The organism is Brackiella oedipodis DSM 13743 (assembly GCF_000621025.1).
Lineage (GTDB): Bacteria > Pseudomonadota > Gammaproteobacteria > Burkholderiales > Burkholderiaceae_B > Oligella > Oligella oedipodis.
Window position 1 is genome coordinate 122,118 of record NZ_JHZJ01000011.1, and the last position, 14,078, is coordinate 136,195.

14 protein-coding genes are annotated in these 14,078 nt (G+C 48.2%); 9 read left to right on the forward strand and 5 right to left on the reverse strand.

Going from position 1 to position 14,078, the window contains the following annotated elements; translation table 11 throughout:
• Positions 1–153: 153 nt before the first annotated feature.
• From fdxH to Q335_RS0103010, 4 genes are all read right to left on the reverse strand, one after another.
• Entirely contained in the window at positions 154–1,071 is a 918-nt protein-coding gene (gene fdxH / locus Q335_RS0102995) for a formate dehydrogenase subunit beta (protein ID WP_028357365.1), read from the reverse strand.
• Between the two features lie 11 nt (positions 1,072–1,082).
• Positions 1,083–4,187 (reverse strand): formate dehydrogenase-N subunit alpha, encoded by a 3,105-nt coding sequence (fdnG, locus tag Q335_RS0103000; protein WP_084493523.1) that lies wholly within the window; start codon positions 4,185–4,187, stop codon positions 1,083–1,085.
• A gap of 288 nt (positions 4,188–4,475) precedes the next feature.
• On the reverse strand, positions 4,476–4,958 hold the full coding sequence (gene moaC, locus Q335_RS0103005) for a cyclic pyranopterin monophosphate synthase MoaC (protein ID WP_038369294.1): 483 nt from the start codon (positions 4,956–4,958) through the stop codon (positions 4,476–4,478).
• 26 nt (positions 4,959–4,984) lie between these two features.
• Positions 4,985–5,659 carry an FCD domain-containing protein gene (locus Q335_RS0103010; RefSeq protein WP_028357368.1) on the reverse strand — a complete coding sequence of 225 codons (675 nt, stop codon included), beginning with the start codon at positions 5,657–5,659 and terminating at the stop codon, positions 4,985–4,987.
• A 128-nt stretch (positions 5,660–5,787) separates the two neighbouring features.
• Here Q335_RS0103010 and Q335_RS0103015 point away from each other — a divergent pair, with 128 nt between their 5' ends.
• The 9 genes from Q335_RS0103015 to mog all read left to right on the forward strand — a co-directional run bounded on the left by Q335_RS0103015 (position 5,788) and on the right by mog (position 12,978).
• Positions 5,788–6,669, forward strand: a complete 882-nt coding sequence (locus tag Q335_RS0103015) for a phosphate/phosphite/phosphonate ABC transporter substrate-binding protein (RefSeq protein ID WP_028357369.1) — start codon at positions 5,788–5,790, stop codon at positions 6,667–6,669.
• Position 6,670: 1 nt separating this feature from the next.
• On the forward strand, positions 6,671–7,441 hold the full coding sequence (locus tag Q335_RS0103020; protein ID WP_038369297.1) for a phosphonate ABC transporter ATP-binding protein: 771 nt from the start codon (positions 6,671–6,673) through the stop codon (positions 7,439–7,441).
• Positions 7,434–8,243 carry a phosphonate ABC transporter, permease protein PhnE gene (gene phnE / locus Q335_RS0103025; RefSeq protein ID WP_028357371.1) on the forward strand — a complete coding sequence of 270 codons (810 nt, stop codon included), beginning with the start codon at positions 7,434–7,436 and terminating at the stop codon, positions 8,241–8,243. Before Q335_RS0103020 ends, phnE begins: the two co-directional genes overlap by 8 nt.
• A gap of 36 nt (positions 8,244–8,279) precedes the next feature.
• A complete protein-coding gene (gene phnA, locus Q335_RS0103030; RefSeq protein WP_028357372.1) occupies positions 8,280–9,530 on the forward strand; it encodes a phosphonoacetate hydrolase in 1,251 nt (416 codons plus the stop codon).
• Between the two features lie 197 nt (positions 9,531–9,727).
• Complete coding sequence (locus Q335_RS0103035; protein WP_028357373.1) at positions 9,728–9,979, forward strand: MoaD/ThiS family protein; 252 nt, start codon at positions 9,728–9,730, stop codon at positions 9,977–9,979.
• A gap of 2 nt (positions 9,980–9,981) precedes the next feature.
• On the forward strand, positions 9,982–10,449 hold the full coding sequence (locus Q335_RS0103040) for a molybdenum cofactor biosynthesis protein MoaE (RefSeq protein WP_028357374.1): 468 nt from the start codon (positions 9,982–9,984) through the stop codon (positions 10,447–10,449).
• On the forward strand, positions 10,434–11,078 hold the full coding sequence (gene mobA, locus Q335_RS0103045) for a molybdenum cofactor guanylyltransferase (protein WP_156929878.1): 645 nt from the start codon (positions 10,434–10,436) through the stop codon (positions 11,076–11,078). The genes Q335_RS0103040 and mobA overlap by 16 nt, the downstream gene beginning before the upstream one ends.
• A 35-nt stretch (positions 11,079–11,113) precedes the next feature.
• Positions 11,114–12,397, forward strand: a complete 1,284-nt coding sequence (locus tag Q335_RS0103050) for a molybdopterin molybdotransferase MoeA (RefSeq protein WP_084493524.1) — start codon at positions 11,114–11,116, stop codon at positions 12,395–12,397.
• An 11-nt stretch (positions 12,398–12,408) separates the two neighbouring features.
• Positions 12,409–12,978: a molybdopterin adenylyltransferase gene (mog, locus tag Q335_RS0103055; protein ID WP_028357377.1), complete on the forward strand. Its 570-nt coding sequence runs from the start codon at positions 12,409–12,411 to the stop codon at positions 12,976–12,978.
• 97 nt (positions 12,979–13,075) lie between these two features.
• Here the strand turns inward: mog and moaA are convergent, their stop codons facing one another.
• The gene (gene moaA, locus Q335_RS0103060; protein WP_028357378.1) at positions 13,076–14,050 is read right to left on the reverse strand and encodes a GTP 3',8-cyclase MoaA; all 975 of its coding nucleotides are present in this window, start codon (positions 14,048–14,050) and stop codon (positions 13,076–13,078) included.
• Positions 14,051–14,078 lie beyond the last annotated feature (28 nt).

Below are 14,078 nucleotides of genomic sequence, written 5' to 3' on the forward strand. Positions count from 1 at the left end.
CATGTTTAGGCGGTTTTGCTTCGCCATAAATATACTCCTCTGGCGTTGGCTGTAGGTTCTGTTGACGTGTGGCTGTCGTAGTATTAGGCGCTTTAGCAGTAGGGCGAACTGCCTGACCAGATGCCGTATTTTGTGTCATATCGGTAGAGCTCATTAGGCTTCCTCCTTACCTTCTAATAACTCACCATCTTTGCTGATGACTTCTGGATCATCCTCATCGGCTTCATTAGGACCGACGGTGATGTAGTGTAACCAACTGGCAATACCAGCGGCGGCAATACCGATAGTCGCGATTGGTTTCCAGATGCCTTTCCAGAGGCTAACGGTGTGACTGATTTGAGGGTCTTTAGGTAGATTGTGATAAAGATCAGGGCGATCGGCGTGATGCAATACATACATAACGTGCGTGCCACCTACCCCTTGAGGGTCATATAAACCAGCATTTTCATAACCGCGTTGCTTAAGATCAGTAATGCGCTCTTGTGCCACGCGTTTCATATCCTCTTTGGCACCAAATTGGATGGCGCCGGTAGGACAGGTTTTGGCACAGGCCGGTTCTTGACCCACAGCAACCCGATCTGAACATAAGGTGCATTTGTAGGCGCGATTGTCTTTTTTGGAGATGCGCGGAATATTGAAAGGGCAACCCGCGACACAGTAGCCACAGCCAATACAGTTCTCTTCGTGGAAGTCCACAATACCGTTTTCGTATTGGATAATAGCGCCCGGTGATGGGCAAGCTTTCAGACAACCTGGTTCGGAACAATGCATACAGCCGTCTTTACGAATTAACCACTCAAGTTTGCCGAACTCGTCGGTTTCTTGGAAACGCATGACGGTCCAACTTTGATCGGTCAAATCCATAGGATTATCGTAAACACCATGGCACTCGCCCACTTCATCGCGTAAATCATTCCATTCAGAGCAGGCGACCTGACAGGCTTTGCAGCCAATACAGGTACTGACGTCAATCAGTTTAGCGACCTCAACCACGTGATGCCTTGTATTAGGACCAGGCGTCAGGGTAGTGGTTGCGGAACGACGTTTAATATCTAGAGATTGTAAAGCCATATTCTGCTCTCTTATGCTTTCTCGATGTTACACAAAAACGATTTATACGACGGTGTTTGTGTATTACAGTCACCGACAAAATTCGTTAAGCTATTGATTAAGTACTGTTTTTTGTCACCAACATTGACCCAGCCGCCATGTAATGGGATGCCGACTTGGTGTACCGTTTTGCCATTGACTTGTAGTGGCACGATACGTTTGGTGACGACAGCTTTGACAATGACTGAACCACGGTTTGAGAAGACACGAACCCGATCACCTTTTTTGATACCTTTTTCGGCGGCGAGCTCCTCACCAATTTCGATAAATTGTTCGGGTTGCGCAATCATCAATAAGCGCACCGATTTGGTCCAGAACTGGAAGTGCTCGGTGAGACGATAGGTCGTCCCCATATAAGGGAATTTATCAGCCGTCCCAAAACGATCCTTAATACTGTCAAAGACGCGCACTGCAGGCGTATGTAATACTTTAGGATAGATGAGGTTTTTGCCAACCGGCGATTCCATCGGCTCATAAAAGGTCGGTAAGGGGCCGTCTTTCATTTTTTGGGTACAGAACATCCGACCAACGCCTTCTTCATTCATGATGAATGGATTCATTGGGCTGCCTGGCGGTTCGTCGGCCTTAAAGTCTGGGATATCGGCGCCCGTCCATTTTTTACCATTCCAATAAATAAGCTGACGTTCTGGATCCCATGGCTGACCATCACGATCACAGGAGGCACGGTTATACAAGATGCGTCGATTGTTAGGCCAAGCCCAAGCCCAGTAAGGTGTGGTACCTAGGCCCGTATTGGTATTGTCGCGGCGGCCCATTTGGTTACCCTCACGGGTCCAACTGCCTGAAAAGATCCAACAGGCACAAGCTGTGCTGCCATCATCTTTGAGTTGTGAGAAACCATCGAGTTGCTCACCTTTTGGCACGATAATATTGCCCGCCTCATCTTTGAGATCTTGTAAGGCTCGACCATTGAACTCCTGCGCCATTTCTTTCGGTGATGGATCATGTGGAATGGCATAGTCCCACGCGGTATTGAGAATAGGCTCAGGCACCGTACCGCCTTCTTTGCGATACATTTCACGCAAGCGCAAAAAGATCTCGGCCATGATGGCCAAATCGGGTTTGGCGTTACCATGTGGAGCCGCGCCATCCCAGTGCCATTGCAGCCAGCGGGCAGAGTTCACAATTGAGCCTTGCTCTTCAGCAAAGCAAGGGGTAGGTAATTGGAAAACCGTGGTATTGATTTTGCTTGGATCAACATCATGTTGAGGACCGTGATTTTGCCAGAAAGATGCGGTCTCGGTTTGGAGCGGATCCATGACGACCATCCAATCGAGCTTAGAAAAGGCCTCAACCACGCGATTAGAATCCGGGAACGACGCCATGGCATTAAAGCCTTGCACTAATAAGCCATGCATTTGACCGAGGTACATCATATTGGTCATTTGCAAGACGTCGTACATTTTGTCCCATTTTGGTAACCAGTCGTAGCCCCAATCATTGTCTTTGGTGGCATTATCACCGTAAAACCATTTGAGCAGGCTCACCATAAAGGCTGGTGTATGCTGCCAATAATTCATTTGATCTGGACGTTGCGCCTTAGGTGTTTGATCTTTAAGGAAGGCCTCAAACGTCGGATTGGCGTTTTCGTTGGGTAGGTTCAAATAACCTGGCAGGCTGGTTGATAACAAACCAACATCAGACAAGCCTTGAATGTTAGAGTGACCACGCAAGGCATTAACGCCTCCGCCAGCCATGCCCATATTACCCAGCAGCAATTGAATAATGGCCATGGTGCGGATATTTTGTGCACCGTAGACGTGCTGCGTCCAACCTAAGGCATAGAGCACCGTAGCCGTTTTGTTTTTGGCACAGGTGCTGGCCAAGGTCTCACAGACAAACAGGAAGTCTTTTTGTGGTGTGCCCGTCACTCTTTCGACCATTTCTGGCGTGTATTTAGCGTAGTGGCGTTTCATGATTTGCCATACGCATTGCGGATGTTCTAGGGTTGGATCGGTTTCGGCATAATCATCCACTTGGTTATATGTCCAACTGGATTTATCGTAAATATTGGTACCACCCGGTTCCACCACACCATTGGCGCCCGTCTTGATATCAGCATCTTTTTGAAAATCAGGGTGCCCAGAGAACAAGCCCTCATTAAAGCCAAATTCATCTTTTAGGATTAAAGGGGCATTGGTGTAGTTCTTGACATAATCCCACTGCACTTTGCCATGCGTCATCAGGTAGTTGATCACGCCACCTAAGAAACAGATATCGGTACCGATGCGGATCGGTAGATAATGATCGGCTACCGACGCTGTGCGGTTAAAGCGTGGATCACAAACGATTAACTTGGCGCCTTTTTTCTTTTTGGCTTCAATGACCCATTTAAAACCGACAGGGTGAGCTTCGGCGGCGTTACCGCCCATCACCAAGATGATGTCAGCATTTTGGATGTCGACCCAGTTATTGGTCATGGCACCACGGCCAAAAGTTGAGGCCAGCGCCGCCACGGTTGGGCCGTGACAGACCCGGGCTTGGGAGTCAACCCCCACTAAGCCCAAGGCGCGTGAGAATTTTTGGGTTAGCATACCCGTTTCGTTGGAACTGGCGGAGGCACAGAGCATGCCGACAGTTTCGAGACGGTTAATGGTGGTACCTTCCTCGTTTTTGGCCTTAAAACTGCGATCACGCTCATCTTTGATGAGACGCGCAATGCGGTCAAAGGCCTCTTCCCAGGAAATAGGCGTCCATTCACTGCTGCCTGCTTCACGGACCAAGGGCTCATTGAGGCGGTTATCACTATTGACAAAATCTACTAGGGAGGCACCCTTAGGACAAAGGCTACCACGACTCACAGGATGATCGGGATCCCCTTCGATATGGTAGATCTTGGCTTTGGCGTTCTTGGCTCCATCGCCGAGGCTGTAGAGCAGCGTACCACAGCCTACTGAACAGTAAGTACAGTTATTGCGAGTGATGGAAGCCTTCAGTAGCTTGTATTGACGCACTTCGGCCCAAGCATTCGAAGGCGCCATACCTAACATGGCTAAACCAGTTGCGCCTGCGCCGGCCGCACTTACCTTAAAGAATTGGCGACGGGACATATTCATGAGCGAATTCCTAATAATAAGATATGGAAAATTATAATTACTGATCCTATCAGTATAACAAATACCACACTGGTAACAGGGTGAAGTAAATCAAAAAAAGCTATTGTTAACAATAAGTTAGTCGCTTTTAATGGGAATGATTATTACTTATTGTAGGACAATAGCGATATTTGCAGTGCTAAGCATCTGCAATCATAGCCTTGGAATATAACCGACAGTATGAAAGTGAGCAGAAGGGATGGAGATACCTGCAATTGTAGAGATTTATCGGGCTAGGAAGCTAAGCAGTTATGTAGGACGGTGCCAATCGCCTGACTTGCCACCCGATTTGTGAAGCAGTTGAATATTGCTGATTTGCATGCCTTTGTCTGCCGCTTTGAGCATATCGTATATGGTCAATAAACCAATATTGACTGTACAGAGCGCTTCCATCTCTACCCCAGTTTGTCCAGAGGTTTGCACCGTAGCGATGAGTTTTACACTGTGCTCCTGTGGTAATAGCTCGAATTCTACGCTCATTTTGGTGATCGGTAAAGGATGGCACAAGGGGATTAAGCTGGAGGTTTGCTTACCGCCTTGGATAGCAGCGATGCGCGCCACGCCTAAGACATCGCCTTTTTTGCTGGTGCCGCTTTTTAATAACTCAAAAGCTTCAGCACTCATACGAATCGTACCCTCCGCCACGGCGACGCGCTGGGTGATGGCCTTATGACTGACATCCACCATATGCGCTTGACCTTTTTCATCAAAATGCGAGAGGGATTTGGACATGAGAATTTCCTGTATGGATGGATTACTTAAGCGGACTGCGCGACGTTTTTGAAGCGCTCTAGACTAGCGGTAGCATGTTGTTGCAGTAAATCACTCGCAAGCTTGGCATTGGCAGCCGCGATGGCTGCATAAATCGCTTGGTGCTCTCGCAAAGAAATGCTAATGCTATCGGGATTATGCCTGAAGGTATAGCTGCGACAGAGTTTGAGCTGTACGACCAAACGGCGGTACGAGTCATATAGTACAGGATTGTTACTGTATTGCGCTAGTAAATCATGGAATTGAAAATTAAGCGCTGTGTAACGGCTGACATTTTTTTGCTGTACCGCGGTTTGCATGTCGGCCAATACCTGCTCGAGGGCTTGCTTGCCTTCGTCATTGAGGTGCTCTGCGCTCAATTCACCAATTAGGCCTTCCAGCGGTATACGAACTTGGTAAATATGAGTGGCTTGTTCAAGGTTGAGCTGCCGTAAGCGGGCGCCACAGTTTTTTTCAAATTCGAGCAGACCTCTTTCTTCGAGCATCCGAAAAGCCTCGCGGACTGGGCCGCGCGAGATGCCCATTTGAGTGGCTACCGTGGATTCTCTGAGCGGCTCGCCCGGCACCAAGTCACCCGCAGCAATGAGTCGTTCTAATTCTTCATACACTACAGATGTCAACGATTGGGTTCGTAATAATGAAATCGCGTCAAGAGAGTTCATAGCGGTCAGCTCATCAAAATGAATCAAAGTAAGCGTTATTATAGCTTACTTTATTTTGTAAATTGTCATCAATATGCAATATTCAATATCTACGATGTGCATATCCAAACCTCAATAGGAGAGCACGCATGTTACAGAAGTTGTTTAGAAAAGCCGCGCTAAGTCTCTGTGTTTTCGCTGCCGCTGCGAGTGCACAAGCCCAAAGTATTAAATTTGCAGTCACTGACTTGATCGGTTTAGAGCAATTACAAAGGGAGTTCGGCCCCTTTAAAGATGAACTAGAAAAAGCCAGCGGCTTAGAAATCGAGTTTTTGCCCGTTACCAACCGTACTGCGGCCCTCGAGGCCTTACGGTTCAAGAAAGTGGATTTTGTACTGACCGGACCGGCTGAATATGTGGTGATGCAAAAGCGCGCCAATGCCAAAGTAGTGGCCGGTCTGTATCGCCCTAACTACTATTCACTCTTAGTGACCAAGGCGGACAGTCCTATTTTTGCGGTGGCTGACCTCAAAGGCAAACAAATTGGTCTGGGTCCCGTCGGTTCCACCTCGCGTCACTTAGGTCCTATGCAGCTGATCGCCAATGCGGGTCTCAGTCCACTCAAAGACATGAAAACCACTCACACTCAGCTACGCCTGGCTTGGGAAGGCTTAAAAAAAGGTAATTTGCAAGCTGTCGGCATGGGTCGCTCTGACTTAGAAAACTTCTTGGCACATGAACCCAAAGACCAACAAAACGCCTTTCGTGTGATTGCACGCAGTGGTGATCTGCACAATGACTTATTAATGGCTGGTCAGCATGTCGACGCCAAGGTGGTCGCACAACTGAAGGACGCCATCGTGGCTCACTCCGACCAACTCATTGCCAGTATTGGCAAGGGTGAGGAGTTCACTAAGCGCTATCAAGGGATGCGTTTTTTAACTGCCATTGCGGACAAAGATTACAACGTCGTGCGCGCCATGTATAAAACCGCAGGCTATCCGGAATATGCCGAGTTTATAGGTAATTAAGATGGTTATCTCAGACAAAGCAATAAAGCCGCCGGCGTTACGAGTTGAAAAACTCAGCAAGCAGTTTGCAGGCGCTGAGGCGCCAGTTTGGTCGGATATTTCCTTTGCGATCCCCCATGGTCAGCGCGTGGCTATTATTGGTGGCAATGGTGCGGGTAAGAGCACCTTATTGCGCTGCTGTATGCGATTGCTAGAAGCAGATGCGGGTGAGGTGTATTTTGAACAACAGTGTTTAACGTCGCTGCGGGGTCATGCCTTAGCCAAGATGCGCTCACGCGCCGGTTTTGTTTTTCAAAAACATAATCTTGTCAGCCGCCTAACTGTATTAAGTAATGTGTTGCATGGTGGCATGGCCTGGTCCAACACCCCTCGACTGTGGTTTCAGGGCATTGCTTCAAATGAGCATAGAGATTTTGCTATGCATTGTCTCGAGCAAGTGCATTTAGGCCACCTCGGCAGTCGTTTAGCGGGCGAACTGTCGGGTGGTCAATCGCAACGCGTTGCCATCGCACGGGTGTTGATGCAAAAACCAAAAATGATTTTTGCAGATGAGCCGGTAGCCAGTTTGGACCCTCAAGCGGGTGAAGATGTGATGCAAGTGTTTTCAGATTTAGCTCAAAAAGAATCGTTGACCTTGGTATTTGTCACACATCACTTGGACCATGCCCTACGTTATGCCGATAGAGTGTTGGGACTACAAGATGCGCACTTGTGTATTGATGAGTTGAGTCAGCATCTAGATGCCCAGTCTTTACGGAGGCTGTATGTCTAAGCCAAACCGTGCCAAAGATATGACTCGTTTTGAGCGGCCAAAAGTGTATTCACTACTGAGCCTAGTGATTTTCATCCTCTTTTTAGGCTGGTCCTTTGCGGCGGCAGGTATCTCCGTCCAAGAGTTAGTGACGGGCTTGCCCAATATGGCGAATATCGCCGTCGAGATGATACCGCCGGCCACTGATCGCTTGGTACCTATGATGAAATCCGTGCTCGTAACGTTTCAGATGGCGCTCGTGGGTACAGTCATCGGGGTACTGTTAAGCCTGCCATTGGCCGTACTGATGTCACGCAATTACACACCGCATCCGCTCATTCGTTCCTTTATTCGTAGCTTGGTTAGTTTTATACGAACTATCCCAGATTTGGCCTGGGCCTTATTCTTTGTCGCCTCTGTGGGCTTAGGACCGTTCGCCGGCACGCTCACGTTGATTATGGACACGATTGGATTTTGTGCCCGCTTTTTTGCCGAAGCCATCGAAGAGGTGGATGACGGTCCACCCGAGGCACTGACCGCGATTGGCGCTTCCAAACTAGCCATTATTGTTTGCGCCGCGCTACCCATGGCCATGCCTAGTTTTATTAACTCCAGCCTGTTTGCCCTTGAAAAAGCAGTACGTTCTTCAGTGGTCCTAGGCTTGGTGGGGGCGGGCGGAATTGGCGCGGAATTGGCGACGGCCATGGAGTTATTCCGCTTTGACCAAGCCGCCACCATTATTTTGATGATTTTTGTATTGGTGTTGAGTGTCGAAAAAGTCTCTTCGCACGCTCGCGCTTTATTGCTTAAAACACGGCGTTAAATCGCTGTCATTAGTTGATTAGATGAAGGATAGGAAATGACACAAACCATTTGTATTAATGAGGTCACTTATCGTATGCCGCAACGCCCTGTTGTTGTGGTGTGTATCGATGGTGGCGATCCTGAATATTTACAAAAATATTTGGCCGAAGGCGCCTTACCGACGATTCAACAATTCATAGAGCAAGGCTTTGCGACAGTCGCGACAGGCTCCATGCCATCGTTTACTTGCCCAAATAATATGTCCATCATCACGGGGACGCCGACCGCTAAGCATGGTATCTCAGGCAATTTTTATTTAGATACGCAAACGTGGCAACCTGTGGTCATGACGGGTCCTGAGTTATTGCGCGGCGAAACGATTTTGGCAGGGTTTGCTAAAGCAGGGGCAAAAGTGGTATCGATTACCGCCAAAGACAAACTACGGCGCCAGCTGGGTAAAGATTTAGACGTGAGTCAAGGTCATATTTCGTTTTCTTCGGAGTTTGCCAATCGTTGTACGCTAGCAGAAAATGGCATCGAAAACGTCCTGGAGTATGTTGGTATGCCTCAGCCCAATATGTACTCGATGGAACTGTCATTATTTGTATTGGCGGCTGGTATTAAACTACTGCAAGATAAGCGTCCCGATATTATGTACTTATCACTCACTGATTTTGTGCAACATAAGTGGGCACCGCAAGCGGCCGAAGCCAAAGCGTTTTATCAACAATTGGATGCGATGTTTGCACGCTTGGTCGAACAAGACATTGTCTTGGGACTTATTGCCGATCATGGTATGAGTGATAAGAGTAATCAGGCAGGCGAACCTAATGTGATCTGGCTGCAAGATATTCTTGATGCAGAGTTTGGTGCGGGCGAAACCACGGTCATTTGTCCGATCACCGACGCCTTCGTCGCACACCATGGCGCTTTAGGTAGTTTTGTGCGCGTTTGGAGCAAAGGCAAGATCAGTGCGCAAACGATTATCAATTGTGTGTCTGCCATCGAAGGGGTCGATCTTGCACTCAATAAGCAAACTGCATGCCGTATGTTTGATTTACCCGAAGACAGAGAAGCGGATGTGGTAGTGATTTGCAAAAAAGACCAGGTACTCGGTAGTTCTGCCAAAAACCACGACTTAAGCGGCCTGCAAGGACACCGTTTACGCACACATGGCGGCATCACCGAGACACCGGTTCCTTTTATTCTAAGTCGCGCACTTAATCAAAGCTACAAGCAAAAAGCTGCTTTTACTTCAATCAAAAGCTATCAAATCTTTGATTTTGCCATTAATGGCACCCTATAAAACCTCTCAAGCCGCCGATGTTTTTGGGGGCTGAAAACGCTATTTGCGATTCATCAACGCCGCTGGATAAGCGGCGTTTTTCTTATCTAGCACCGTCTTCTTTGACCTATCACGACTGTTATAATGAAGCGATTGCAAACGCGACAAGCCAAGCATAAGAACATCAACATCATGGCTTGTTGGTACTAGGAATAGGTATGATCGAGATTAAATACTTTGGTCCTCTGGCCACAGAACTGGACTGCGCAGAGGAGTCTTGGGCATGGCACGAACATATGACCACTGCGAGTCTTTTGAGTGAATTGCAACAACGAGGCGAACGCTGGCAGCAGGCTTTAGCCGAAAATAAGATTTTTAAATTCGCGGTCAATGGCAGTATTTGCCATCAAATTACCGCGATTCCCGATGGCGCCGAAGTGGGTATTTTGCCCCCTGTGACTGGAGGCTAACGATGTCAGCCTTTCAAGTGGTCGTGCAAGATCAGACGATTGATGTGCAAGCCTGGCAAGCGCAGGCCTTACGTCATGGTGCCGACAGCGGTGCTCAAGTGACTTTTACAGGTTATGTGCGGGTTCATGATCAAGAACTACCGGTGCGCTATCTGAAATTACAACATTACCCAGGAGTGACCGAAGCTGAAATTCAAAAAATCATTCTGCAAGCGCAACAAAAATGGTTATTAAGTTCAGCGATCGTGGTGCACCGTTGCGGCAAGGTTTATGCGGGTGAACCCATTGTGTGGGTTTGCGTAATGGCTAAGCACCGACAGGACGCTTATCACGCCAATGAATATATTATGGATTACCTGAAAATCGCGGCGCCTTTTTGGAAGCAAGAAGGCTTTGCTGATGGGACGGAGCGTTGGGTCAAGGCCAAAGACAGTGATCTTGAGAAATTTAAGACTTGGCAAGCGAATTAGCCCGTGGTGTGAGGCATAGCATGACGGGTTTTGGCGTAATTATGGCGGGCGGTGAAGGAACGCGTATGGCGATAGCGCCGGCTCGCACCTGTAATAAAGCCCTTCAAGCCTTTGGCCAGGCGTATTTAATCAGCCCAAGTATTGCTCTGATGCGTCAAGTCTGTACACGCTTTGCCATCAGTGCCAATCAAGATCTCGATAAACTCCAGCAGCTGGCGCCAGACGCTCTGCTTTTAGCGGATTTACCGTCGTGGCAAAAACAAGGCCCGTTAGCCGGTATCGCTTCTTGTGTGGCGCAATTGCAGTCCCAAAATCTTGATTATGAGAGCCTAGTTGTCGTGCCCTGTGATATGCCTTTTTTGACGGTAGACGTTATGCAAGCGCTGCAACAACACTTAGGCCAGCACCCAGCCGTCTATGCTGAGTTTGCCGGGCGTGCCTACCCTTTGGTCAGTGTCTTTAGCACGACTGGCGCGCAACAACTGCTTTCTTATATGGGGAGCACTGAGCATTTTGGTGTCTATCGTTGCTTACGTCATATAGGTGCTCAGGCAGTGCCTTTTGTGGGGGCAGGGTACCAAAAAATTTTTAGTAATCTCAATGATCAAACGGCGTTACAGCAGCTATAACCGTATTTTTATCGTAGAAGTTAACCGAGGAAACTATGAGTCAAGCAAGTTCTACATCCAGCATGCTCCCCTATGAAGAGGCGCTTAACCTATTATTGCAACATATGGCGAGCACTCAACAAACAGAGGTGGTGCCTATAGAGCAGGCCGCTGGACGTGTGCTGGCGCAAACCATTCATGCGCAATATGATGCACCACGCTTTAGCAATAGTGCTATGGATGGTTACGCGGTGGCCGATATTAATGCAGCGCATTGGCAAGTTGTGGATTATGTCTCGGCAGGTGCTAGTACCGCGCATTTACAGCTGCAAGCTGGACAAGCAGTACGTATTTTTACGGGCGCCGCGATTCCTGCTGGCACTGAGGCGGTGATTCCTCAAGAAAACATCAGTCTTGATGGGCAGCAATTATCGCTAAGTACGACGGACACCAGTGGCAAGCCCGTCAAGGCACTCAAGCCGGGTCAAAATATCCGCGTCAAAGCCGAGGAATATGGTGCGGGTGATGTCCTCATGTCGGCGGGTCAACGCCTGTCTGCCGTAGCGATTGGCTTAATTGCAAGCCAGGGACTAGCTGAAGTCGACTGCTATAAAAAACTCAATGTGACCGTGTTATCCAGTGGTGACGAATTGCAGGCCTTGGGTCAAGCGCTAGCCGAAAACCAAATTTATGACAGCAATCGCTATATGTTGCTCGCTTGCTTACAGGATTATGCCTCGATCTTTAACATCCAAAATGGTGGTGTCTTAAGGGATGATTTGGCACAGACTAAAAAACGCCTGCAAGAGGTCGCCGCGAGCAGCGATATTATTCTTTTCTCAGGCGGCGCTTCTGTTGGCGACAGAGATTATGCTAAGCAAGCACTGGAGCAAATAGGCACCTTACAGCATTGGAAATTGGCTATCAAACCCGGCAAGCCTTTTGCATGGGGCCGTATCGAGGGGCAAACCCACACGACTAGCGTATTTTTATTGCCTGGCAATCCAGTGGCCAGTTGGGTCACGTTTAGTGTGCTAGCACTGCCCGCCATGAAATTACTGGCAGGTATTCCTGAAGCTCGTGTTCGACCAACGTATCTAGAAGTGGCCAGCAGTCATGACATCGAAAACAAAAACTTCCGTCTTAATTTTATGCGTGGGGTCTTGGAGCACCACCAGGGTGAACAAGCGCCCACGGTGCAAGCCTTCCCGGCACGTTTACAAAATAGTGCCATGTTAGCGAGTTGTGTGGCTAGCAATGCGCTGATCCAAGTACCCGGTCATGCGCATATTGCCGCCGGTGACAAAGTGAAGGTGTTACTCCTATCCAATGATATCTAAAAGAGGTTAGCATGCAATCAGTCAAAATCGGTGTGGTCTCCGTTAGCGATCGTGCCTCACAGGGCGTGTATGAGGACGAAGGCATCCCTGCACTCAAACAATGGCTACAAAAGGCTTTGCAGAATCCCATTGAATTTACGCAAGCTTTGATTCCTGACGAACAGCCCCAAATTGAGCAAACACTCAAAGACATGTGTGATGAGCAGCACTGCGACTTGATCTTTACGACAGGCGGTACCGGTCCAGCCTTACGTGATGTCACACCCGATGCCACGGCTAATATCGCCGACAAAATTATGCCGGGCTTTGGTGAACAAATGCGCCAAATTAGTCTGCATTATGTGCCTACGGCCATCCTCTCAAGGCAGCTTGGCGTTATTCGCAAAAATACGCTGATTCTTAACTTACCTGGGCGGCCAAAAGCCATTGCCGAAACGCTTGAGGGCGTTAAAGACGCTGACGGCCAAGTGTTAGTACACGGTATTTTTGCCGCGGTACCGATGTGTGTCGATTTGCTCGAAGGGCCTTTTATAGAAACTCACGAGCAGGTGGTCAAAGCGTTTAGACCCAAAAAGAAATAACACGCCAAGCGTTACGCGAGCATCCCTCTGTGTTTCTTAACAAAAAAGGCGCATCATGCGCCTTTTTTTGGGGTTGCGATTTAAGCGGCTTTGAGTCCTAGCCACCCGTCATCGACATAATACGAATCATTTTTTTAGGTTTTTCGACAAACTCGTGTTTAAACGGTTTGATATTAATCGCTTGCCGTAAATGTTGTCGCAACTCGTCGTCGCTAATACCGCTACGTAATAGGGGCTTGAGCGGATATTCATGATCATTGCCTAAACACATATAAAGTGTTCCGTCGACGCCCATACGGACGCGATTACAGGTTTCACAAAAATGCTGAGACATCGGCGTGATATAGCCAATCGAAAAACCACTGCCTGGTTTTTCCCAATAGCGCGCAGGCCCCCCGCCAAACACCTTGTTGGAAGGGACTAATCCCAACTCTTTGCTAAGGCGTTCAATAATGGGTTGAATATTTAGCCCTTCTTGCGATTGTGCGGATAAGCCCATAGGCATGAGTTCAATTAAGCGCAAAATAAAATGATTATCATGGCAAAACTGCACCATAGGGTCGATTTGATCCTCATTAATACCCTTCATCACCACCATATTAATTTTGATGCGCTTAAAGCCAGCATCCTTGGCAGCTTGCAAACCATCAAACACTTTAGTGGCCACATTAGAGTGGGTAATGCGTTTGATGGTTTGCGGGTCAATCGCATCTAAACTGACATTCAAGCGGTTGAGACCGGCCTTGCGCAAGTCATGGGCATAGCGACTCAATTGCGTTGCATTTGTACTGAGCGATAAGTCATTGACACCATCGATTTGACTCAATCGGGCGGTCAAATCCACAATGTTTTTGCGCAGCAAAGGTTCACCGCCCGTTAGACGAAAACGGGAGGTCCCTAGACTTGCAAAGACACGAACAACTTGTTCGATTTCATCGAAACTTAACCAGTGCTCGGGTTTTTCAAATTCAGTAAAACCCTCTGGAATACAGTAACTGCAACGTAAGTCGCATTTATCAGTTAAAGAAAGACGTAAATAAGAGATAATGCGACCATATTGGTCGATAAGCATTTAAACTCCTAAAACAGATTAAACGAGC

Coding starts and splice junctions, on each gene's coding strand:
- fdxH (WP_028357365.1), bottom strand. CDS start 1,071: ATGGCTTTACAATCTCTAGATATTAAACGTCGTTCCGCAACCACTACC.
- fdnG (WP_084493523.1), bottom strand. CDS start 4,187: ATGAATATGTCCCGTCGCCAATTCTTTAAGGTAAGTGCGGCCGGCGCA.
- moaC (WP_038369294.1), bottom strand. CDS start 4,958: ATGTCCAAATCCCTCTCGCATTTTGATGAAAAAGGTCAAGCGCATATG.
- Q335_RS0103010 (WP_028357368.1), bottom strand. CDS start 5,659: ATGAACTCTCTTGACGCGATTTCATTATTACGAACCCAATCGTTGACA.
- Q335_RS0103015 (WP_028357369.1), top strand. CDS start 5,788: ATGTTACAGAAGTTGTTTAGAAAAGCCGCGCTAAGTCTCTGTGTTTTC.
- Q335_RS0103020 (WP_038369297.1), top strand. CDS start 6,671: ATGGTTATCTCAGACAAAGCAATAAAGCCGCCGGCGTTACGAGTTGAA.
- phnE (WP_028357371.1), top strand. CDS start 7,434: ATGTCTAAGCCAAACCGTGCCAAAGATATGACTCGTTTTGAGCGGCCA.
- phnA (WP_028357372.1), top strand. CDS start 8,280: ATGACACAAACCATTTGTATTAATGAGGTCACTTATCGTATGCCGCAA.
- Q335_RS0103035 (WP_028357373.1), top strand. CDS start 9,728: ATGATCGAGATTAAATACTTTGGTCCTCTGGCCACAGAACTGGACTGC.
- Q335_RS0103040 (WP_028357374.1), top strand. CDS start 9,982: ATGTCAGCCTTTCAAGTGGTCGTGCAAGATCAGACGATTGATGTGCAA.
- Q335_RS0103050 (WP_084493524.1), top strand. CDS start 11,114: ATGAGTCAAGCAAGTTCTACATCCAGCATGCTCCCCTATGAAGAGGCG.
- mog (WP_028357377.1), top strand. CDS start 12,409: ATGCAATCAGTCAAAATCGGTGTGGTCTCCGTTAGCGATCGTGCCTCA.
- moaA (WP_028357378.1), bottom strand. CDS start 14,050: ATGCTTATCGACCAATATGGTCGCATTATCTCTTATTTACGTCTTTCT.